The following is a 20,968-nucleotide window of genomic DNA, read 5'->3' as shown; positions in this document are numbered from 1 at the left end:
CCGGGGTGATGGCGTGACGCCCATTCTGCCAGCCCCACCGCGGGCTGAACCTCCCCTCCCGGCCATGTTGCACTGCAACACAGAACGGATTATGCTGCACCGCACAATCCGAATTCCCCTTGGATTGCCCCCCCGAAACATTGCTTCACCTGATCCCCTACGGAGTCGACCATGTACCAGCCGTTCAACGAGCAATTTGCCGCCGCGACGCGCCAGTTCGCGGAGACCGCCGCGCAGGTGAACCGTCTCGCGCTCGCCAATGCCGAGGCCGTGTTCGGCCTGCAGCTGGCCGCGATCGAAGACCGCGTCAACGCCACGTTCGCCTTCCTCGGCGAAGCCGCCGAAGTGCGCGACTTCGAAGCCGCCAAGTCGCTGCTGCCCAAGGGCGTACAGGTGGCTCGCGAGAACCTCGAGCGCAGCGTCAGCACCGGCCAGGAAGTTTTCGGCCGCACGCTGAAGACCCACGGCGCGATCACCGAGCTGGCCAAGGCCCAGTTCGAGACCTCGGCCAAGGAAGTGCAGACGAGCGTCGACAACACCATCCGGGCCGCCAACAAGGCTGCCAAGTAAGAACGAGCAAGGCGAAACAGCCACCTCTCTCCAGGTACTGATTTCCTTTATCTCTCCCCGCCTACCCCTCCCGGCGGTGGATTTGAAACCCGGCAGCGCAAGCTGTCGGGTTTTTTCTTGTGTGGTTGGTGGGGGCAGGAGGCGGTTCGCTTGAGCCCCTCTCCCCTCGTGGGAGAGGGGTTGGGGAGAGGGGGCCGCCGAAGACCGTGCAATGACTTGCCGAGCGTCGTCCGCCGGGCCGGGGATTGATCCGCAGCGGGACATGGATGTCCCGCGCCCCGCATTCGGACAGGATGTTCGAACTAAGGGGCGGAGCAATCCCCGGCCCGGCGGACGACGCGGCTCCGGAGCAAGAGCAACGGCAACGTCAAAATGGGTCCCGGCGTTCGCCGGGATGACGGTGATCGGGGGATGACGGTGATTGGGGGATGACGGAGCGCAAACAAAAAGCCCGCCGGTTGGCGGGCTTTCTGCGTTTGCAGCGCGTCAGGCGATCACGTCGCCGGGCGCGTCAGCGGTTCCTCTTCGTCGTCGTGGACGAGTACCGGCTTCTCGTCGAGCTTGTCGCCGAGCACGCGGCGCACCGCCACGTAGAACACCGGGATCAGCAGCAGGCCCAGGAACGTCGCGAAGATCATGCCGCCGATCACGCCCGTACCGATCGCATGCCGCGAATTGGCGCCCGCACCGCTGGAGATGGCCAGCGGGAACACGCCCATGATGAACGCGAACGACGTCATCAGGATCGGACGGAAGCGCAGGTGCGCCGCCTCGATCGTCGCCTCGCGCAGCGTTTTGCCATGCTGGCGCTGCTCGATGGCGAACTCGACGATCAGGATCGCGTTCTTCGCCGCCAGGCCAATCACCGTGATCAGGCCGATCTTGAAGTAGATGTCGTTGGGCAGGCCGCGCAACAGCGAGAACAGCACCGCGCCCAGCGCACCCAACGGCACCACCAGCAGCACCGCCACCGGCACCGACCAGCTCTCGTACAACGCCGCCAGGCACAGGAACACCACCAGGATCGACAACGCCAACAGCGCCGGCGCCTGGTTGCCCGAGAGGATTTCCTGGTACGACTGACCCGTCCAGTCGTAACCGAAGCCTTCCGGCAGGTCCTCCTCGACGATCTTCTGCATCTCGTTCATCGCCTCGCCCGAGCTGTGGCCCGGTGCCTGCGAACCGACGATTTCCACCGCTGAGTAACCGTTGTAACGGGTCAGCGACGGCGACGCGGTGATCCAGTGGCTCTTGACCACGTTCGACAACGGAATCATCGCGCCGTTGGGATCGGTGTCGTCGGCATCGCCATTGGGGCTGGGCGTGTAGAAGTTGGCCAGCGAACCCGGACCGGTGCGGTACGGCGCGTCGGCCTGCATGGTCACGCGCTTGACGCGACCGGAGTCGACGAAGTCGTTGACGTACACCGGCGCCAGCATCAGCTGGATCGAGTTGTAGATGTCCGACACCGACAGGCCCATCGACTGCGCCTGCACGCGGTCGACGTCGAGCTTGAGCTGCGGCGCCTCCTCGAGCTGGTTCGGCCGCACCGCGGTCAGCGCCGGGTTCTGGTTGGCCTTGCCCAGCAGCGTGTTGCGCGCCTCTGCCAGCGCGTCACGGCCCTTGCCGCCACGGTCCTGCAGGTACATGTCGAAACCGCCGAACTGGCCCAGGCCGCTGACCGTGGGCAGGTTGATCACGAAGATCTGCGCGTCGCGAATGCCGTACAGCGCCATGTTGGCCTTCTGGATGAATTCGCTGGCGGTGACCTTGCGCTCTTCCCACGGCTTGAGGCGGATGAAGGCGATGCCGACGTTCTCGCCCTGGCCGACGAAGCTGAAGCCGGAGACCTGGAAGATGCCGTCGAAACCGTCCTGCTTCTGCATGGTCGAGCGGACCTGGTCGAGCACGGCGTTGGTGCGCGTGATCGACGCGCCCGGCGGCAGGCCGATCAGGGCGATCGCATAGCCCTGGTCTTCCTCGGGCAGGAAGCTGCCCGGCATGCGCGTGAACAGGAAGCCGCACAGCACCACCAGCAGGCCGAACACCATCATCCAGCGCGGCGTGTGCTTGATCGCACCGCCGATGTGGCCGATGTAGGTGCCGCTGACCTTGTCGTACAACTTGTTGAAGTTGCGGAAGACGAAGTTGTCGCGGTGGTGGTCGGCGGTCGGCTTGAGCAGCGTCGCGCACAGTGCCGGCGTGAATCCCAGCGCCAGGAACGCCGAGAAGAACATCGCCATGGCAATGGTGATGGCGAACTGCTTGTAGATCTCACCGGCCGAACCGCCCTGGAACGCCGACGGGATGAACACCGCCGCCAGCACCACGGTGATGGCCACGACCGCGCCGCTGATCTGGCTCATCGACTTGCGCGTGGCGGCCTTCGGCGACAGGCCCTCCTCGGTCATGATGCGTTCGACGTTCTCGATCACCACGATCGCGTCGTCGACCACGATGCCGATCGCCAGCACCATGCCGAACAGACTGAGCTGGTTGATCGTGAAGCCGATGAAGTACATGCCCAGGAACGTGCCGAGCAGCGCGATCGGGATGACCAGCGTCGGGATCAGCGTCGCGCGCAGGTTCTGCAGGAAGATCAGCATCACCAGGAAGACCAGCACGATCGCTTCGAACAGGGTCTTGATCACTTCCTTGATCGAGACCGAGACGAAGGTCGAGCTGTCGTACGGCGAGAACCAGGTCACGCCCGGCGGGAAGGTGCTCTGCAGCTCCTCCATGCGCTTGTACACGGCCTCGGCCACGCCCAGGGCATTCGCGCCCGGTGCCAGCTGGATGGCGAAGCCGGCGGCGGGCTGGCCGTCCCAGCGGCTGTCGAAGCCGTAGGAGGTTGCGCCCAGGCCGATGCGCGCCACGTCGCGCAGGCGCACGCTGGTGCCGTCGGTGTTGGTGCGCAGGATGATGTTGCCGAACTGCTCGGGGTTGCTGAAGCGGCCCTCGGCCGACACCGTCGCAGTGAACGCCTGCCCGGCCGGTGCCGGATCGGCGCCGATCTTGCCGGCGGCGAACTGCACGTTCTGGCCGCGCACGGCGGTCAGCACCTGCGTCGCCGACAGGCCATAGCCGCGCAGCTTGTCCGGGTTCAGCCAGATGTTCATGGCGTATTCGCTGCCGAACTGCTGGGTGCTGCCCACGCCCGGCACGCGCGCGATCTGATCAAGCACGCGCGAACCGATGATGTCGCTGAGGCTGTCGCGGTCGAAGCGTTCGCTGTCGGCGCGCAGTGCCACCACCATCAGGAAGCCGGCGTTGGCCTTGGCCACCACCACGCCCTGCTGGGTCACTTCGGTCGGCAGTCGCGGCGTTGCCAGCGCGACCTTGTTCTGCACCTGCACCTGGGCGATGTCCGGGTCGGTGCCGGGTGCGAACGTCAGGGTGATGTTGGAACCGCCGCTCGAACTCGACGACGAGTTGAAGTAGACGAGGTTGTCGATGCCGGTGAGCTGCTGCTCGATCACCTGGGTGACCGCGCCTTCAGCCGTCTCCGCGCTCGCGCCCGGGTACGACGCCGACACGGTGACCTGCGGCGGGGCGATGCTCGGGTACGACTCGACACCGAGGTTGAAGATCGCCAGCACGCCGCACAGCGATATCAGGATCGCGATGACCCAGGCGAATACCGGGTGGTTGATGAAGAATCTGGACATGGCGGGGGATTAGTCCTTTGAACCTTCGTCTGCACTCGCCTGCGCGGCAGGCTTGGCGGCGGGCTTGGCGTCCGCTGCAGGCTTGCCGTCGGCACCGACCGGCGCGGCCTTCGCCGGCTGGCCGGGCACGGCCCGCTGGATGCCCGAGACGACGACCTGGTCGCCGGCGGCCAGGCCGCTGCTCACGACCCAGCTGTCGCCCTGCAGGCGATCGGTGACGACGTCCTTGCGCACGACCTTGCCGTCGCCGCCCACCACCAGCACGTACGGGCTCTTGGCATCGCGCAGCAGGCCGACCTGCGGCACGAGGTAGGCGTTGGCCTGTTCGCCGAGCGTCGCCTTCAGCGTCACGTAGGTGCCGGGCAGCAGGTTCTTGTCCGGGTTGGGGATGCGTGCGCGCATCGCGATCGCACCGGTGGCCGGATCGACCACGTCGCCGGAGAAGTCCATCGTGCCGGTGCGCTGGTAGACGCTGCCGTCGGGCAGCACCACCTGCACTTCGCCCTCGCCGGTGCCGGCGCCGGTGCGGGCGCGACGGATCTGCTCGAGCTCGGTGACGCTGACCGAGAAGTTCACGTACAGCGGATCGATCTGGTCGACGGTGGTCAGCAGCGTCGCCGTGTCCTGGCCGACCAGTGCGCCCTCGGTGACCTGCTGCTTGCCCGCGCGGCCGCTGATCGGCGCACGCACGGTGGCGTAGCCGAGGTTGATGCGGGCATCGGCCAGTGCGGCCTGTGCCTGCTTCACCGCGGCGCCGGCGCTGCGTTCGGCAGCGAGCGCGTTGTCGAGGTCGGACTGCGAGACGAACTTCTGCGGGGCCAGGCGACGGGCGCGGTCAGCGGCCGACTTGGCATTGGCATAGGTGGCTTCCGCCGACGCGAGCGCGGCTTGGGCCTGGCCGGTGGAGGCCTGCAGCTGGTCGGGATCGATCTGGAACAGCACCTGCCCGGCCTTCACGTCGGTGCCTTCGGCATACAGGCGCTGCTTGAGCACGCCCGGCACGCGGGCACGCACGTCGGCGCTGCGGAACGCGGCCAGGCGACCGACCAGATCCTTCTGCAGCGGCACGTTGCCCGGCTGCAACTTGACGACGCCGACTTCCGGAGGAGGCATGCCGCCCCCCTGTGCCTGATCCTTGCCGCCGCAGGCGGAGAGTGCGAGGGCCAACGCGGCGACCATTGCCACCGAGCGCGGGTTCTTGACCATGGGGGAGGACTCCGATTCCGTCATATGCGAGCGATGATGCTCAGATTGGTTTAATTCCTATACCGCCCAGTCTAGCATTCTGAGTTTTCCGCCCACCTCCCAGAAGTCACGCGGGGGCGATCACGCCGGATCAGGCACAAGAAAGCCCGATGCAGGGCGCTTCAGTCGCTGGCAGGTGCAAGCAGGTGCGCCAGTGCCGCAGGATCGGGCCGATCGCGGAACGGCAGGCGTCCCCAGCAAGGTATCGGCAAGCGGTGACGAAGCAGTGTGAAGTTGTCGTCGGCGCGCGCCATCATCGGATCGATGTCGTTGGCGATCCAGCCAGCCAGTCGCAATCCATCCGCGGCGATCGCGCGCGCAGTCAGGCGCGCGTGGTTGATGCAGCCCAGGCGCAGGCCGACGACCATCACCACCGGCAGATCGAGCGCGCGCACGAGGTCGGCCTGGTCGAGTTCGGCAGACAGCGGTGCCGCCCAGCCACCCACGCCTTCCACCACCACGGCATCGGCCATCGCCGACAGGCGTGCGTGCGCATCCAGGATCGGCTGCAGTTGCACGGTCACGCCGGCATCGGCGGCGGCAAGTTCCGGCGCCAGCGGCTGCAGCAGTGCGTACGGATTGACGTCGTCATAAGCCGGGCGCGGCTCGCTGGCGCCCTGCAGCAGCAGCGCGTCTTCGTTGCGCAGGCCGTCCGCGGTGACCTCGCAACCGCTGGCGAGCGGCTTCATGCCGACCGCACGCAGGCCGCGTGCGCGCAACGCGTGCAGCAGCGTCGCACTGGCCAGTGATTTGCCGATGCCGGTGTCGGTGCCGGTGACGAACCAGCCGGTACGAGTCTGGGGCCTGTTCATGACCGGCTCCCCGGTCGCTCGCTGGTAGACTGCGGGAAAGAGGCGGATATGTTCACCAGCGAAAGTCTAAGCGGCACCAAGCCCGAACAGTACGCACAGTTGCTCGAGCAGGCGCGGGCGCTGGTGCACGGCGAACGCGACCGTGTGGCCAACGCAGCCAACCTGTCGGCGCTGGTGTACCACTCCCTGCCCGGCCTGAACTGGGTCGGCTTCTACCTGTTCGATGGCACCGAACTGGTGGTCGGCCCGTTCCAGGGGCTGCCGGCCTGCATCCGCATTCCGCTCGACAAGGGGGTCTGCGGGGCTGCCGCGACCACCCGCCAGACCCAGCGGATCGCCGATGTCCACGCCTTCCCTGGCCACATTGCCTGCGATTCTGCGTCTAACTCTGAACTGGTCGTGCCACTTGTGGGGGGGGATGGCCAGCTGATCGGCGTGTTCGATCTGGACAGCCCGCACTTCGACCGCTTCGATGCCGACGACCAGCGCGGCCTGGAAGCGATTGCCCAGGCCTTCGTGGAGTCGCTGGCATGAGTATCGGCAAGAGCGGGGAAAAAGGCGGCGACAAGCTGCGCAACATCGGTCCCAAGTCGGCGGCATGGTTGCGCCAGGTGGGGCTGCGCTCGCGCGAGGACCTGGCCGCGGTCGGCACGGTCGAGGCGTTCATGCGGGTCAAGCGCGCCGGCTTCAAGCCGACGCTCAACCTGCTGTACGCCATCGAAGGCGCGCTGCAGGACTGCCATTGGCAGGAGATTCCCGACGAACGCCGCGGCGAACTGGTTGCCGCGACCGAAGCGGCCATCGCCCTGCTGCCGCCACCGCGCTACCGCCCGCCGGCCGGCCCGGTGACGACGACCCAGGTCGCCGAGGAAACGATGGCGATGCCGTCGCTGCTGGACGAGCCGGCAGACAGGGACTAATCGCGTCGTCCCGGCGAACGCCGGGACCCAGGCCCTCATGTTTTCCGTCGTCCCGGCGAAAGCCGGGACCCATCTGGCTCTGCGGACGCGGAAGCTACGTCCATGGATCCCCGCCTTCGCGGGGATGACGGTGAGGCAGGGATGACCGTGGGACGGGGATGAAGGGACAAGGGTTGAGCACCGCCCCAGCAGATCGCGTAGACTGCGCCCCGCTTCGAGGTGACCCGGCGGCGTCCTGCCGGCGGGTTGAAACGGGAAGCCGGTGACGTCCCAGCAGGGACCATTCCGGCACTGCCCCCGCAACGGTAAGCGAGTACAAGCGCTGCATCCGCCACTGTGCATGTCACGGGAAGGCGCGGCGCCGGAGAGAGCACGGCTTGCAAAGCCGGTCCTCCACTCGCGAGTCCGGAGACCGGCCTGGAAGCAGGGTCACGCGCCTTCATTGGCGGTGCCCACCCCTGGTTGCGATGCGGAGGGCATCGCGGCGGCGACGTTGGCGCCGTGCGCCCACACCGCAGCCTCGTTCTCTCTCCTCGCGACTGTCCCAGTTGCCCGTCACGGCCCGAGCCGTGCGTTGGAGATTCCTCGATGCAATTGCGTAATCTGTCCCTTGCCGGCGCGTGCCTGCTGGCCGCACCCGCGCTTGCCCATGCGCAGGACGCGACCAACCTCGACCAGGTCATCGTCACCGCCAACCGCACCGCCATCAGCGTCAACGACGCGCTGGCACCGGTCGAAGTCATCGACGCCGAACAGATCCGCCACAGCCAGGCGCGCTCGCTGCCGGACCTGCTGCGCGGCCGCGCCGGCATCTCGATGTCCAACCAGGGCGGCAGCGGCAAGCTGACCACGCTGTTCCTGCGCGGTGCCGAATCCGACCACGTGCTGGTGCTGGTCGACGGCATCCGCGTCGGCTCGGCAACCTCGGGCCTGACCGCGTTCCAGGACCTGCCGATCGAAATGATCGACCGCGTCGAGATCGTCCGCGGCCCGCGTTCGAGCCTGTACGGCGCCGACGCCATCGGCGGCGTGATCCAGGTGTTCACCCGTCGCGACAAGCAGGCCTTCGCCCCGCGCGTGCGCTTCGACGGCGGCAGCAACGACACGCTGGGTTACGGCGTCGGCTTCGGCGGCAGCAACGACCGCGGCTGGTTCGGTGCCGACTACCAGCACACGCGCACCAGCGGCATCAACGCCTGCAACGGCTTCTTCGACCCGGCCACGTTCGACGGCGCCGGCTGCTTCATCGCCATGGACTCGCAGCCCGACCGCGACGGCTACGAGAAGGATGCATTGTCGCTGCGCGGTGGCATCAACCTGACCGAGCAGTGGAGCATCGAGGGTCACGCCCTGCGCAACGAAGGCGACAACGAGTTCGACGGCGACTTCACCGACGGCTCCAGGACGGTCCAGCAGGTCATCGGCGGCAAGCTGCGCTGGCACCCGTCCGACCGCGTCGACGTGCACCTGACCGCGGGCCGCAACGTCGACTCGTCCGACAGCTACCTCGGCGGCGTCAAACTCCCCGACTTCTTCAGCACCGACCGCGACAGCGCGACGCTGCAGGGCGACTTCGGTGTTGCCGCCAACCAGCTGGTCAGCGTCGGCCTGGACTGGCTCAACGACAGCGTCGAGAGCAGCACGCAGTACGATCAGGACGAGCGCGACAACAAGGCCGCGTTCGTGCAGTACCAGGGCAAGTTCGGCGCGCAGTCGCTCGAGGCCAGCGTGCGCCGCGACGACAACGAGCAGTTCGGTGGCCACACCACCGGCGGTGCCGCGTGGGGCCTGGTGTTCGCCGACAACTGGCGCGTCACCGCCGGCTACGGCAGCGCGTTCAAGGCGCCGACCTTCAACGAGCTGTACTACCCGTTCTTCGGCAACCCGAACCTGCGTCCGGAAGACTCCGAGACCTGGGAGCTGGGCCTGGCCTTCCTGGGTGACGGCTTCAACGTCCACCTCGACACCTTCAGCACCGACGTCGACAACCTGATCGCGTTCGACGCCGCGATCAACCTGCCCAACAACGTCGAAAAGGCGCGCATGCAGGGTGCCGAACTGTCGGCCGACACCACGATCGCCGACTGGACCATCAACGGCGCGATCAGCTACCTCGACACCGAGAACCGCCGTGGTTTCTACGAGGGCAACGATCTGGCCCGTCGTGCGAAGAACAGTGCGCGCCTCGACGTCGACCGCGCCTTCGGTGCGTTCCGCGTCGGCCTGACTGCGGTCGGCGAAGGTTCGCGCTATGACGACGTCGCCAACACGCGCCGCCTCGGTGGCTACGGCACGCTCGACCTGCGCGCCGAATACGCCATCACCCAGGACCTGACGCTGCAGGCGCGTGTGGCGAACGTGTTCGACCGTGATTACGAGACGGTGGCGTTCTACAACCAGCCGGGCCGCGAGTGGTTCCTGACGCTGCGCTATGCGCCGGTGAACTGAGGTATCGGTTCTGTTCCAAAAAAAGGCCCGGCAATGCCGGGCCTTTTTTTTGCGCGTCGTCAGCCCAACCGATCGAACGAATACAGCTGCGCCAACGGGTGACGCCGCCGCTTGATGGCCGCGCAGATCAGGTCTCGCCCGACCATCGAATAGGTAATGCCGTTGCCGCCATACGCCATGGCGAACAGCACGCGCGGGCCCCATTGCGCGCTCGGGCCCATGAACGGCAGACCGTCCTTCGTCTCGGCGAAGGTGCCCGCCCAGGAGAATGCAGGGATCAGCGGTTGCAGGTGCGGGAACAGACCCGACAGCTTCTCCATCAGCTTGCGCGTTTTCTTGCCGACGCGACCATCGCGTCGCGCGGGGATGTCCACCGCATCATCCTCCCCGCCCACGATCACGCGGCAATCGGGCGTCGTGCGCAGGTAGAGATAGGGCCTGGCGGTTTCCCACATGACCGTGCGCCGCAACGGCGCCACCAGATCCGGATCGATGGGATCGGTGATGAACGCATAGCTGCTGCGGTTGCTCGCATGGCGCTTGGCGAGCCACTGCTGCGACGCGTAGCCCGCAGCGACGACCACGTGCGATGCGCGAACGCGAAGACCATCGCTCGTGACCAGCTCCACCTTGCGCGCGGACGGCTCGATGCGCTCGACACAGGTGCGGTCGAACACCTTCGCGCCCTGCCCCTGCAGCGCCCGGAACAGCCGGTAGGTCAACCGGTACGGGTCGATGCTGGCCGCCGGCGTACTCACGATCGCCGCCGGCGCGCGGAACCCGAAGCGCTCCAGGAGTTCATCCGGCTCCAGCCATTCGACATCGAACCCATGCTCGGCGCGCAGGGCGAACTCGCCGCGGAGCTTGCGGCGATGCCAGGGGCGGCTGGCGTAGTACACGCTTTGCACGCGCTCGAAGCCGACATCGCGCAGGCGCCGCGCCAGCATCTCGAGCTGCCCGATCGTTTCGGCGCTGGCGCGGTAGGACTTCAGTGCTTCCGCCATTCCGTACTGCCTGACCAGGTCGCCCAGCGTCACGTCGCTTTCGTACTGCAGCAGCGCCGTGCTGGCCGCGGTGCTGCCCCAGCCGATGTCGCGCTGCTCGAGCACGACGACCTCATGACCGTCCTCGACCAGCGCATCGGCGATCAGGGCGGCGGTCACGCCGCCGCCGATGATCGCCACGTCACAGGTGGTGTCCGCCTCCAGCCGCGGAAAGGCATGCATCAGGCCGTTGCTGACGGCCCAATACGGATACCCACTCTTGAGGTCCAATCAGTGCTTCTTCGGCATCGATTCGCGCGCCTTCTCGGCCCGCGCCGCGCCGATCGCGGTCTCGACCTGCTTGACCTCTTCTGGCGGCGGCAGCACCGCGGGGACGCCCAGCGACTGCAGCCACAGCTCACGGCTCCAACCCCGCGTGTGGTAGAGGTGGTGGTCCTCGTCGTTCTCCACCGCCTCGTGCGCCTGCTTGAGCACCTTGGCGAGGTCGCCGGTGGTGTGTTTGGCAACCTGGCCGATCAGCTCCCAGTTGTGGTGGTCCTTGGTTTCCGCCAGCACCACGCATTCGGTGGCCACCAGTTCGGCCGCGATGGCGTCGCCGCTCTTGCGCGCCATGTTCATCGCCTCGACCAGCGAGGCGCCGATGTGGCCAACGACCTGGCGCCCAGGCGTCTTCGTTTCCGGATCCAGCCCCAACTGCTCGAAGACATTGAGCAGGACCTTGCGATGCGTTTTCGTCTCGTCCAGGTATTCCTGCCATTCCTCGCGCAGGTCTTCGTTGACGGCGCAGGCGATGGCGGTCTCGTAGATCTTGATACCGCCCATCTCGGTTTCCAGCGCCTGATACAGCAGTTCGTTGACCTGGTCCTGTTCGATCGTTGCTTTCCTGGCCATTGCCGGGGACTCCAATTGCTTGATTTCAAGAGACCCACGTGTAGCCAGCACGGCGTTAACCGGGCGTGGAAAATTCGCTGCGCGCAATTGACACCGTCGCCGCGCGCAGGAAAGTATGTGGCGGGGAAGCAGTCCGGGGCCGGATCGGCCCGCGCAACAGGGCGAGGCGAATGAGTTCTTCATCTGTAACTGATCTTCTGGGCCAGTACGACCCGACGTTGCCGCTGGACGAGGCCTCGACCATTCCGGCGTCGTGGTACATCGACGAGCGCATCGCCGAGCGCGAGAAGCGCACGACGTTCTCCCGTTCATGGCAGATGGCCGGGCGCCTGGACCAGCTGCGCGAGCCCGGGCAGTACGTCACCTGCGAGATCGCAGGGGAGCCCATTCTGGTCGTGCGCGGCAGCGACGGCGAGCTGCGTGGCTTCTTCAACGTCTGCCGCCACCACGCCGCGGCGGTGATGACCGAGCCATCGGGCTGCGCGCAGAACCTGCGCTGCCCGTACCACGGCTGGACCTACACGCTGGAGGGCGCGCTCAAGGGCACGCCGAGCTTCAACAGCGAATGCCATTTCGACCGCTCGCAGCACGGGCTGGCGCCGGTGGCGACGGCGGTCTGGGAGAACTGGGTGTTCGTGCGCCTGGATGCGCAGGGGCCGAGCCTGGAGGAGTTCCTCGGCGCCGACCTGATCGAGCAGGTCCGCCCGCTGCAACTGTCGAAGCTGCACTTCTTCGAGCGCCGCCACTACTTGTTCGACTGCAACTGGAAGGTGTTCGTCGACAACTACCTCGACGGCGGCTACCACGTCCCGCACCTGCACAAGGGCCTGGACAGCGTCCTGGACTACAAGAACTACACCATCGAGAACGGCGGCCGCTTCTGCCTGCAGTCGAGCCCGCTGACCACGGCCAAGGCGCAGGAGGATTACGCCGCGGTGCGCAAGGGCGATCGGGCGCTGTACTACTGGATGCACCCGAACCTGATGATCAACTGGTACGAGGGCGTGATGGACACCAACCTCGTGTTGCCGCTGGGCGTGAACCAGACCGAGGTGATCTTCGATTTCTGGTTCGCGGATGTGTCGGAGGCGGCGTATGCGCGCAACCGTGCCAGCGTCGATGTCGGCCAGCAGATCCAGGACGAGGACATGGCGATCTGCAAGTCGGTGCAGCGCGGGTTGCATTCACGCGCGTATTCGACGGGGAGGTTGTCGGTGCGTCGCGAGGCGGGGGAGCATCTTTTCCACCGGTTGTTGCATGAGGATCTGACCGCGGGGACGTAACAACCCGACGGCAACGTAGCCCGGGTAAGCGAAGCGCACCCGGGACGTGCGCCCGCCCGTTACCCCGGGTGCGCTTCGCTTACCCGGGCTACTTGTTCTCCGCGCAGCCACCAGGCGGCGATGCCCAGCCACAGCAGGATCATCGTGATCACCGTCTTCTGCCGCAGGCCTTCCGGGAGGCCGTGCCAGTACGCGTAGATCCACAGCGCGATGAAGCTGGCCACGGCCAGTGGCAAGGCCAGCGCCACGTGCGCACGCCATATGTCGTCGTAATGGAAACGCCAGGACTGCACCATCATCGCCAGCGTCACGCTCAGGAACGTGGTCAGCGCGGCGATCCGGTGCAGCAGGTTTTCCTGGCCGTGGTCCAGCAGCGGTAGATCGGTCTCGGACATGGCGGTGAACGTCAGCGCGATCCCGGCCAGGGCCAGCAGGAAGGCCGGCACGGCGCTGCGCGCCCGCGGCTGCAACACGCGGTACAACCCGGCACCGAGCAGCATCAAGGCCATGCTGAGCGCGTAATAGGCCATCCGCAGCCAACCGCCGTAGGGACCCTTGAGGTAGGCGCTCAGCGGATCCTGGCGCCAGTCCAGGTCGGTGCGCAGCCACTGCAGCACGATGCAGGTCGACAGGAACACGAGCACGGCCACCAGGCAGATCAGCCCTGACTTCTGCCGCACCACCCCGTCGAGGAAGCCGCCCTGCTTCCTCCGGACTGCCGCATCGACGGGAACCGTCGCCTTCATGACTGTGCCAACGAGGCGGCCGCGCATTCGCGGCCACCTCCGACTTTACGCGCGTGTGCCTGCTTTCAACACTGCCTGCGCGGCATTGCGACCGGGCGCGCCGCTGATGCCGCCGCCACCGTGGCAACCACTGCCGCACAGGTAGAGGCCGTCGACCGGCGTGGCATGGTTCGACCAGCCCGGCAGCGGACGCATGAAGAACATCTGGTCGAGGATCAGCTGGCCGTGGTTGATGTCGCCCTCGGTCAGGCCGTACTCGCGCTCCAGGTCGATCGGCGTCAGCGTGCGCACTTCATGCACGGATGCTTCGAGCGCGGGGAACTGCTCGGCCAGGCTGGCGATCACGGTGCGTTCGATCGTCGCCCTCGCCTCGTCCCAGTCGATGCCACGCAGCTTGTAGGGCGCGGACTGCATGTGCACCGACACGACGTTGCCGGCGGTGGTGATCTCCAGATAGGGCCTGGCTGCCAGCTCGCCGTACTTGGCCGCGTCATAGGCGCGTTCGAGGTACTTCAGCGTCGGTGCGATCGCCAGCGTTCCCGCCGGCAGGCCGTGGTTGCCGTTGGTCAGCAGGTGCACCTTGGCGACCGCGCCGCGCATCTTGATCGACTGCACCTGCCAGACCAGGTCCGGCGGCAGCTCGGGCGCGCCGACCAGGCCCAGCAGGGTGCGGCGTGGATCGGCGCCGGACAGTACCGTCGTGGCGGCGATCTCCTCGCCGCTTTGCAGGCGCACGCCCGACACGCGCAGCGAGTCGACCAGGATGCGTTCGACGCCGGCGCCGGTGCGCAGTTCGCCACCGGCGGCCTTGAACGCGGCCACCAGTGCCTCTGCGATCTTGCCGTTGCCGCCCGCGACCGGACGCTGGGCGAGGCCGCCGCGGTTGAGCCAGTTGTGCATCAGCGTGTAGCCGGTGCCGGCCGACATCGAGCCGAGTGTGTGGCCGTGGATGCCGACGGCCGCGACCGCGGCCTTCACCTGCTCCGACTCGAACCACTCCTCGGTGAATTCCACCGTCGACATCGACATCGCCCGGATCACCCGGAACATGTCGCGGCCGCCGAGGCGGCGCAGCGTCCAGGCCAGCTTCGCCAGCGGCCAGCCCTCGGCCAGACCGACATGCGGGAGGCGCGGCATCGGCGTGCGGTAGGCCGCATCGAGGAACGCGGCGGCGCGATCCATGAACGCGACGAACTCCGGCCAGCGCGCGGCGTCTGCCGCGGAGAACTGGCGGATCGATTCGAGCGTGGCGGCATCGCCCGGCGTGGTCGACAGGTGCAGGCGCTTGCCGTCGGGCTGCAGCGACACGTACGGCGTCGCGGCTTCGAAGGCGAGGCCGTGCCGGGTCAACCCGAGGTCGCTGACGATGTCGGGGCGCAACTGCGCGCCGGCATGCAGCGGGTCGAAGGCGCTGCCGTTGAGCGTGTCGGCGGCAAGCTGCCCGCCAGCGCGATCGCGCTGCTCGAGCACCAGCACTTTCTTGCCGGCCTTGGCGAGATAAGTCGCCGCGACCAGGCCGTTGTGGCCGGCGCCGACGATGAGGATGTCGTATCGCGTGTTCGTCATGGCGGCCATCACTTCCAGTCCTTCAGTACTTCCTGTGCCGCCATCTTGCCGGCCGCGCCCATCACGCCACCACCGGGGTGTGCGCCGGAGGCGCCGAAGTAGTAGCCCGGCAACGGCGTGCGGAAGTCCGCCCACTGCGGCGCAGGCCGCAGGAAGAACAGTTGATGCAACAACAGTTCGCCATGGAAGATGTTGCCGCCGGTGATGCCGGCGATCTGCTCGATGTCCTTGGGCGTGATGACCTGCTTGCCGACGATCTTGCTGCGGATGTCGGGTGCGTAGCGCTCGAGCGTGGAGATCACCGTCTCGCCGAACGCGTCGCGCTTGGCATCGTCCCAGCCGCCCTCGATGTCGTACGGCGCGTACTGCACGAAGCACGACGCCACGTGATGGCCCGGCGGGGCCATGTCGCGGTCGATCATCGACGGGAAGATCATGTCGATGTACGGCTGCTTGGCGAACTGGCCGTACTTGGCCTCGTCGTAGGCGCGCTCGATGTACTCCATGCTCGGGCTGATCGAGACCGCGCCGCGGTGCAGCGGGCCTTCGCCGGGCAGGCAGGTGAAATCGGGCAGACCACTGAAGGCGATGTTGACCTTGCCGGAGGAACCGCGGATGCGGAAATTCTTGATCTGCTGCACGAACTCGTCGGGCAGGTGCTTGCCTTCGACGAACTGCAGGAAGCTGCGCTTGGGATCGGCCGCCGAGATGACGACCTTGGCGCGCAGCTCGTCGCCGTTGGCCAGCGCCACGCCCGAGGCGCGGCCACCGCGCACGACCACCTGCTCGACCGCGGCATTGGTGCGGATCTCCACGCCGAGTGCGCGCGCCGAACTGGCGATCGCCTGGGTGACGCCGCCGTTGCCGTTCTTGCAGAAGCCCCAGGCGCGGAAGGCGCCGTCGATCTCGCCCATGTAATGGTGTAGCAGCACGTACGCGGTGCCCGGCGAATGCGGGCCGAGGAAGGTGCCGATGATGCCGCTGGCCGACTTGGTGCCCTTGAGCGGATCGAACTCGAACCAGTCGTTGAGCAGGTCGGCGGCCGATTGCGTGAGCAGCTTGGCGATCTGGTAGAGCTCTTTCTCCGACAGGCTCTTGCCGTACTGGCCGAGCTTGAGCAGGCCCTTGAGGTCGCGCAGGCTCAGCGACGACGGGTCCGGCGGCACCAGGCCGATGATCGGCTTGATCGCCTTGGCGGCGCGCGCCATCACCCGGCCGTATTCGTCGGACGCTTCGGCGTCGCGCGGCGAATGGCGGTAGAGCTCCTGGCGGGTGAGGTCGTGGTCGTCCCACGCGGCGAGGTAGTCGCCGTTGTCCATCGGCGTGACGGTGCTCGGCAGCGGCAGGATCTTCAGGCCGTGCTTGGGAAGCTCCAGGTCGCGGATGATCTCCGGCCGCAGCAGGCTGACGACGTAGGAGAACTGGCTGAAGCGATAGCCGGGGAACGGTTCTGCGGTCACCGCGGCGCCGCCGACGACTTCGCGGCGTTCGAGAACGGCCACCTTCTTGCCCGCGCGCGCCAGGTAGGCGGCGGCGATCAGGCCGTTGTGGCCGGCGCCGATGACGATGGCGTCGTACTGGTTATGGGTCATGTGTGCTTCTTGGTTCGTTGATTTTCGTCATCCCGGCGAAAGCCGGGATCCAACTTGATCTCGTCGTCCCGGCGGAAGCCGGGATCCAACTTGATCTGGCAGTTGCCTTCAGAGCTTGGAGCAACGTCAAAATGGGTCCCGGCTTTCGCCGGGATGACGGGGGTTCGGGATGACGGGTTATTTCTTCTTCCACTCCGGCTCGTAGAACGGCAGCTTCACCACCTTGCCCGGCGCCTGCAGGCGCTTGTGCTCGACGGTGACTTCCATGGTCAGTGCCGTTCCCGGCTCGTAGTACGGGCGCTGCAGGTGCACCAGTGCGATGTACTTCTTCAGCACCGGCGACCAGGTGCTGGTGGACGCGTAACCGACCTGCCTGTCGCCCTGCATCATCGGCAGGCTCTCGCGCACCGCCATGCCGGGGATCTGCGGCGGCAGGCCGACGCGGGCGAACAGCGGCTCCATCTTTTCCCAGTCGACCTCGAAACCGACCAGCTTCCACGCCGAGCCTTCGCGCTTTTCCTTCTCCAGCGCGCGGCGGCCGACGAAGTAACCGGGCTTGTCGAGCTGCACCGCCCAGTCCAGGCCCATCTCCAGCGGCGTCGACTTCTGCCCTTCGATCCAGGCGTGGTTGGCGGCGGTGTAATCGACATCGATCATGAACAAGCCCGCTTCCACGCGTGCCATGTCCATCGCCAGGATGCCGCACGGGACGATGCCGTAATCGGCGCCGGCTTCCATCAGTGCATCCCAGACGTGCAGCGCGTCGGCCTTGTCGATCCAGATCTCGTAACCGAGATCGCCGGTGTAGCCGGTGCGCGAAATCGTGACCGGCTTGCCGGCCAGCGTGTTGGCCATCACCTTGAAGTACTTGAGCTTGTCGAGCGTCTTGGCGCAGCAGCGGTTGAGCACGGCGCGCGACTTCGGGCCCTGCAGGCTCAGTGCGGCGACATCTTCGGTGACCTCGGTGATCGTGACGTCCATGCCGACGGCGTTCATCGACAACCAGCGCAGCGACGGTTCGGCCGAGGTCAGACGGAAGGTGCCTTCGGCCAGGCGCGAGATCGTGCCGTCGTCGAGCAGCTTGCCTTCCTCGTCGCACCAGCCGGTGTAGCCGACCTGCCCGACCGCCATCTTCTGCACGTCGCGCGGAGTGAGCTTGTGCAGCAGGCGCGCGGCGTCGGGGCCGGTGATGATGTACTTCATCAGCGGCGAGACATCGATCGCGGCGACGCCATCACGGATCGCCCAGTACTCGCGGTCCAGGTGCAGGTCGTAGGAGCCGGCCACGATGTGCCCGGCCCAGCGCCGCCAGTTCTGCGGCAGGCACAGGCGCGAGGTGCGCTCGTGGAAAGGCGTGCGTTTGAGTTCCAGCATGGGATTCCTGCGTGCTGCGGTTTGTCTTTGGATCAGGGTTTCGCCGCCGGCGGCAGCAGCGTGCCGGCGCGACCGTTGCGCAGGCGCAGCAGCGCATACACGGGCAGTCCGGCGGCGGCCAGTACGATAGCCCAGCCGAACGGCTCGCCGCCAAGGCCGATGAAGGCGAAGGTCACGTACACCAGGCCCGGCACCGCCAGCACCAGCATGTCGCTGTTGGCCGGCTTCTGGCCGCGGCGCCACAGCACCAGCAGCGCCAGTGCGCAGCACAGGTACAGCGGCAGGTTGGCGGCGGTCACGACCGTGGTGATGAAGGTGAAGCCCTGCACCAGCGACTTGCTGTAGTTCATCAGGATCATCGCGCTGGCGAGGGCGCCGGTCGCGACCAGTGCCAGCGCCGGCGCACCGAAGCGGTTGCTGCGCGAGAACGAGGCCGGCAGGCCGCCGTTGCAGGCGATGGTGCGGGTCAGCTCGCCGACCAGCAGCACCCAGCCGTTCAATGCGCCCAGGCCGCTGATGACGACGAACAGCGACAGCACGCGGCCGTAACCGCCACCGACGAGGCGGTCGATCAGGTCCGAGAACGGTGCCTTCGACTGCGCCAGCTCGGCCGCCGGGATCAGCAGCAGCGGCACCGAGGAAACCACCAGGTAGATGACGGCGGTGATCATCGTGCCGACCATGGTCGCGCGCGGGATGGTCCAGCCCGGGTTCTGCACGCGGTCGGCCGGCACCGCCGCCGATTCGAAGCCGAGCATCGCGAACAGGGCAATGGTCGAGGCTGCCATCAGCGGCGCCAGGCTCACCGGCTCGGTCGGCAGGTGCTCGGTGTAGCTCGAAGGGTGGGTGATCAGCAGCCACACGCCGAGCCCGGCGACCGCCAGCATCGGCAGCAGCTTCAACACCGTGGTCACGATCTGCACGCGACCGCCGGCGCGCACGCCCAGCAGGTTCACCAGCACGAAGAACCACAACAGCGTCACCGCCTGCAATGCGGCAGGCACCTCGCGCAGGACCGGGAATAGCGTGTCGAGGTAACCGACCACGCCAATGGCGATGGCCGCATTGGTGATCCACGTCGCGATCCAGTACGACCACATCGCCATGAAGGCGGGGATCTCGCCGAGCGTGCCGCGGATGTAACCGTAGGGGCCGTCGGCCGAGGGCATGTCGCGCGCGAGGCGGGCGAACACCCGCGCCATCGCCAGGCAACCGAACACGGTGATGACCCAGCCCAACATCGCGCTGTAGCCGTACGGCGCCAGCGACGCCGGCAGCAGGAAGATGCCGATGCCGATGGTGTTGCCCACCACCAGCGCGGTGCACATCCAGAAGCCGAGCTTGCGCTCCGGCCGGGTGTCGCAGTGTGGTGCCGTGCCAGCTTCGTTGACGCGCGGGTCCTGCATGCCTTGCCACCCCTGTTCAGTCGGTACAGCTATTGCGCGTCCTGCGGATGGTGTTGCCAGTGATCCCTCTATTTAGACGATCCGCACCACCGACTTCAATGAGAATCGGTGCAGCGGTTGTCCGGCGCTGCGCAGACCAGCTTGCCCTGGGCGATCACCGCCTCGACCCGGCGCAACACCTCGACGTCCGCCAGCGGGTCGCCAGGGACGGCGATCAGGTCGGCCGACTTGCCGACGGCGATGGATCCGAACTGCGCATCGCGGCCCAGTGACTTGGCCGCGCTGATCGTCGCCGAGCTGATCGCCTGCATCGGTGTCTGCCCGTTGCGCACCATGTAGGCGAACTGTCGCGCGTTCTGGCCGTGCGGGTAGACGCCGCTGTCGGTGCCGAAACCGATGCGCACGCCCGCCTTGACCGCCTTGGCGAAGCCGTCGCGCTGGGTCTGCGTGGTCTCTTTGTTCTTGCGCAGGATTTCCTCTGGCCAGCCGTCGCGGCGACCGATCTCCTCGATGTAGTCGCCGTTGTAGACGTCGGCGACGAGCCAGGTGCCGTGCTTCTTCATCAGCGCGATGCCTTCGTCGTCGAGGTAGGAGCCGTGCTCGATCGAGCGCACGCCGGCGCGGACCGCGCGCTTGATGCCCTCGGCGCCGTGGGCATGGGCGACGACGAACGTGCCGTGCAACGCGGCCTCTTCCACGGCGGCGCGGATCTCCGCCTCGCTGTACTCCGGTGCGCCCGGTTCGGTGCCGCTGGCGAGCACGGCGCCGGTGGCGATCAGCTTGATGAAGTCGGCGCCGCCGGCGATCAGCTCGCGCACGCGCTGGCGGATCTCGGCCTCGGAGTTGGCGACGCCGCGGCGCATGTCGGCGGGAACCTGCACGTCCGGCGCCAGCCCGGTGACTTCGCCGCCGCCGCCGCTGACGGTGACGTAGGTGCCGGCGACGAACATCCGCGGCCCCTCGACGATGCCATCGTTGATGGCATTGCGCAGGGCGACATCGGTGAAGGCGCGGTAGGTGCCGACATCGCGCACGGTGGTGAATCCGGCCCGCAGGGTATCGCGGGCATTGCGCACGCCAATCAGGGCATCGCGCGCGGAGGTGCTCATCAGCGGCGCAGCGACGTTGTCGGACTGGATGTCGCCGACCAGGTGCGTGTGCAGGTCGATCAGGCCCGGCAGCACCGTGTACGCCGACCAGTCCAGCACGCGGGCGCCGCCGGTGCTCGTGGCCGAGTACGGCTCGACACGGGTGATGCGATCGCCTTCGATGCGGATGGCCTGGTCGTTGAGGACGCGGCCGTTGTCGACGTCGACCAGGTGGCCGGCGCGCACCACGACTACATCGGCAGGCGCTGCCGCGGCGCTTGCGCCGGCCAGGGTGAGGGCGAGGGCGGCGGCCAGCGCCTTGATCGTGAGATGGGTCATCGGGTCAGCCAAAAAG

16 protein-coding genes and 1 riboswitch are annotated in these 20,968 nt (G+C 67.1%); of the genes, 5 read left to right on the top strand and 11 right to left on the bottom strand.

The features are described from left to right. Positions 1 to 171: 171 nt before the first annotated feature. On the top strand, positions 172 to 570 hold the full coding sequence (locus ACFOPO_RS06700) for a phasin family protein (RefSeq protein WP_386702181.1): 399 nt from the start codon (positions 172 to 174) through the stop codon (positions 568 to 570). A 494-nt stretch (positions 571 to 1,064) separates the two neighbouring features. Here ACFOPO_RS06700 and ACFOPO_RS06695 read toward each other — a convergent pair whose 3' ends face one another. From ACFOPO_RS06695 to bioD, 3 genes are all read right to left on the bottom strand, one after another. After that, a complete protein-coding gene (locus tag ACFOPO_RS06695) occupies positions 1,065 to 4,238 on the bottom strand; it encodes a multidrug efflux RND transporter permease subunit (protein ID WP_386702179.1) in 3,174 nt (1,057 codons plus the stop codon). Between the two features lie 9 nt (positions 4,239 to 4,247). Next, positions 4,248 to 5,444, bottom strand: a complete 1,197-nt coding sequence (locus tag ACFOPO_RS06690) for an efflux RND transporter periplasmic adaptor subunit (RefSeq protein WP_386702177.1) — start codon at positions 5,442 to 5,444, stop codon at positions 4,248 to 4,250. A 161-nt stretch (positions 5,445 to 5,605) separates the two neighbouring features. Next, on the bottom strand, positions 5,606 to 6,295 hold the full coding sequence (gene bioD, locus ACFOPO_RS06685) for a dethiobiotin synthase (RefSeq protein WP_386702175.1): 690 nt from the start codon (positions 6,293 to 6,295) through the stop codon (positions 5,606 to 5,608). A gap of 48 nt (positions 6,296 to 6,343) precedes the next feature. Between bioD and ACFOPO_RS06680 the strand changes: the two genes are divergently transcribed. The 3 genes from ACFOPO_RS06680 (at position 6,344) to btuB (ending at position 9,663) form a co-directional block, all read left to right on the top strand. Continuing rightward, complete coding sequence (locus ACFOPO_RS06680) at positions 6,344 to 6,829, top strand: GAF domain-containing protein (RefSeq protein ID WP_386702173.1); 486 nt, start codon at positions 6,344 to 6,346, stop codon at positions 6,827 to 6,829. Then, positions 6,826 to 7,215 (top strand): TfoX/Sxy family protein, encoded by a 390-nt coding sequence (locus tag ACFOPO_RS06675; RefSeq protein WP_386702171.1) that lies wholly within the window; start codon positions 6,826 to 6,828, stop codon positions 7,213 to 7,215. Before ACFOPO_RS06680 ends, ACFOPO_RS06675 begins: the two co-directional genes overlap by 4 nt. Before the next feature lie 200 nt (positions 7,216 to 7,415). After that, positions 7,416 to 7,651: riboswitch (cobalamin riboswitch) on the top strand. A 152-nt stretch (positions 7,652 to 7,803) separates the two neighbouring features. Then, complete coding sequence (btuB, locus tag ACFOPO_RS06670) at positions 7,804 to 9,663, top strand: TonB-dependent vitamin B12 receptor (protein ID WP_386702169.1); 1,860 nt, start codon at positions 7,804 to 7,806, stop codon at positions 9,661 to 9,663. A gap of 59 nt (positions 9,664 to 9,722) precedes the next feature. Here btuB and ACFOPO_RS06665 read toward each other — a convergent pair whose 3' ends face one another. Together ACFOPO_RS06665 and ACFOPO_RS06660 are read right to left on the bottom strand one after the other, a co-directional pair. Continuing rightward, positions 9,723 to 10,937 carry an NAD(P)/FAD-dependent oxidoreductase gene (locus ACFOPO_RS06665; protein ID WP_386702167.1) on the bottom strand — a complete coding sequence of 405 codons (1,215 nt, stop codon included), beginning with the start codon at positions 10,935 to 10,937 and terminating at the stop codon, positions 9,723 to 9,725. Continuing rightward, the gene (locus tag ACFOPO_RS06660; RefSeq protein ID WP_386702165.1) at positions 10,938 to 11,558 is read right to left on the bottom strand and encodes a ferritin-like domain-containing protein; all 621 of its coding nucleotides are present in this window, start codon (positions 11,556 to 11,558) and stop codon (positions 10,938 to 10,940) included. A gap of 170 nt (positions 11,559 to 11,728) precedes the next feature. On the opposite strand from ACFOPO_RS06660, the gene ACFOPO_RS06655 reads away from it, so the two are divergent. Further along, the gene (locus tag ACFOPO_RS06655; RefSeq protein WP_386702163.1) at positions 11,729 to 12,841 is read left to right on the top strand and encodes an aromatic ring-hydroxylating dioxygenase subunit alpha; all 1,113 of its coding nucleotides are present in this window, start codon (positions 11,729 to 11,731) and stop codon (positions 12,839 to 12,841) included. A gap of 59 nt (positions 12,842 to 12,900) precedes the next feature. On the opposite strand, the gene ACFOPO_RS06650 is transcribed toward ACFOPO_RS06655, so the two are convergent. The 6 genes from ACFOPO_RS06650 to ACFOPO_RS06625 all read right to left on the bottom strand — a co-directional run bounded on the left by ACFOPO_RS06650 (position 12,901) and on the right by ACFOPO_RS06625 (position 20,952). After that, positions 12,901 to 13,587, bottom strand: a complete 687-nt coding sequence (locus tag ACFOPO_RS06650; RefSeq protein ID WP_386702161.1) for a DUF998 domain-containing protein — start codon at positions 13,585 to 13,587, stop codon at positions 12,901 to 12,903. Positions 13,588 to 13,632: 45 nt separating this feature from the next. After that, positions 13,633 to 15,153, bottom strand: a complete 1,521-nt coding sequence (locus ACFOPO_RS06645) for a phytoene desaturase family protein (protein WP_386702159.1) — start codon at positions 15,151 to 15,153, stop codon at positions 13,633 to 13,635. An 8-nt stretch (positions 15,154 to 15,161) separates the two neighbouring features. Continuing rightward, positions 15,162 to 16,745, bottom strand: a complete 1,584-nt coding sequence (locus ACFOPO_RS06640) for a phytoene desaturase family protein (RefSeq protein WP_386702157.1) — start codon at positions 16,743 to 16,745, stop codon at positions 15,162 to 15,164. A gap of 177 nt (positions 16,746 to 16,922) precedes the next feature. Continuing rightward, positions 16,923 to 18,119 carry an aminomethyltransferase family protein gene (locus ACFOPO_RS06635; RefSeq protein ID WP_386702155.1) on the bottom strand — a complete coding sequence of 399 codons (1,197 nt, stop codon included), beginning with the start codon at positions 18,117 to 18,119 and terminating at the stop codon, positions 16,923 to 16,925. A 32-nt stretch (positions 18,120 to 18,151) separates the two neighbouring features. Next, positions 18,152 to 19,525, bottom strand: coding sequence for an APC family permease (locus tag ACFOPO_RS06630; protein ID WP_386702153.1), 1,374 nt, complete (start codon positions 19,523 to 19,525; stop codon positions 18,152 to 18,154). Between the two features lie 95 nt (positions 19,526 to 19,620). Next, a complete protein-coding gene (locus ACFOPO_RS06625; protein WP_386702151.1) occupies positions 19,621 to 20,952 on the bottom strand; it encodes an amidohydrolase family protein in 1,332 nt (443 codons plus the stop codon). Positions 20,953 to 20,968: the final 16 nt, after the last annotated feature.

This window comes from Lysobacter sp. GCM10012299 (assembly GCF_042649405.1).
In the GTDB taxonomy this organism is placed as follows: Bacteria; Pseudomonadota; Gammaproteobacteria; order Xanthomonadales; family Xanthomonadaceae; genus Lysobacter_J.
The sequence above is the reverse complement of the archived record's forward strand: the minus strand, read 5'-3'. Positions and strand labels throughout refer to the sequence as shown.

Coding starts and splice junctions, on each gene's coding strand:
- ACFOPO_RS06700 (WP_386702181.1), top strand. CDS start 172: ATGTACCAGCCGTTCAACGAGCAATTTGCCGCCGCGACGCGCCAGTTC.
- ACFOPO_RS06695 (WP_386702179.1), bottom strand. CDS start 4,238: ATGTCCAGATTCTTCATCAACCACCCGGTATTCGCCTGGGTCATCGCG.
- ACFOPO_RS06690 (WP_386702177.1), bottom strand. CDS start 5,444: ATGGTCAAGAACCCGCGCTCGGTGGCAATGGTCGCCGCGTTGGCCCTC.
- bioD (WP_386702175.1), bottom strand. CDS start 6,295: ATGAACAGGCCCCAGACTCGTACCGGCTGGTTCGTCACCGGCACCGAC.
- ACFOPO_RS06680 (WP_386702173.1), top strand. CDS start 6,344: ATGTTCACCAGCGAAAGTCTAAGCGGCACCAAGCCCGAACAGTACGCA.
- ACFOPO_RS06675 (WP_386702171.1), top strand. CDS start 6,826: ATGAGTATCGGCAAGAGCGGGGAAAAAGGCGGCGACAAGCTGCGCAAC.
- btuB (WP_386702169.1), top strand. CDS start 7,804: ATGCAATTGCGTAATCTGTCCCTTGCCGGCGCGTGCCTGCTGGCCGCA.
- ACFOPO_RS06660 (WP_386702165.1), bottom strand. CDS start 11,558: ATGGCCAGGAAAGCAACGATCGAACAGGACCAGGTCAACGAACTGCTG.
- ACFOPO_RS06655 (WP_386702163.1), top strand. CDS start 11,729: ATGAGTTCTTCATCTGTAACTGATCTTCTGGGCCAGTACGACCCGACG.
- ACFOPO_RS06650 (WP_386702161.1), bottom strand. CDS start 13,587: ATGAAGGCGACGGTTCCCGTCGATGCGGCAGTCCGGAGGAAGCAGGGC.
- ACFOPO_RS06645 (WP_386702159.1), bottom strand. CDS start 15,153: ATGACGAACACGCGATACGACATCCTCATCGTCGGCGCCGGCCACAAC.
- ACFOPO_RS06640 (WP_386702157.1), bottom strand. CDS start 16,745: ATGACCCATAACCAGTACGACGCCATCGTCATCGGCGCCGGCCACAAC.
- ACFOPO_RS06635 (WP_386702155.1), bottom strand. CDS start 18,119: ATGCTGGAACTCAAACGCACGCCTTTCCACGAGCGCACCTCGCGCCTG.
- ACFOPO_RS06630 (WP_386702153.1), bottom strand. CDS start 19,525: ATGCAGGACCCGCGCGTCAACGAAGCTGGCACGGCACCACACTGCGAC.
- ACFOPO_RS06625 (WP_386702151.1), bottom strand. CDS start 20,952: ATGACCCATCTCACGATCAAGGCGCTGGCCGCCGCCCTCGCCCTCACC.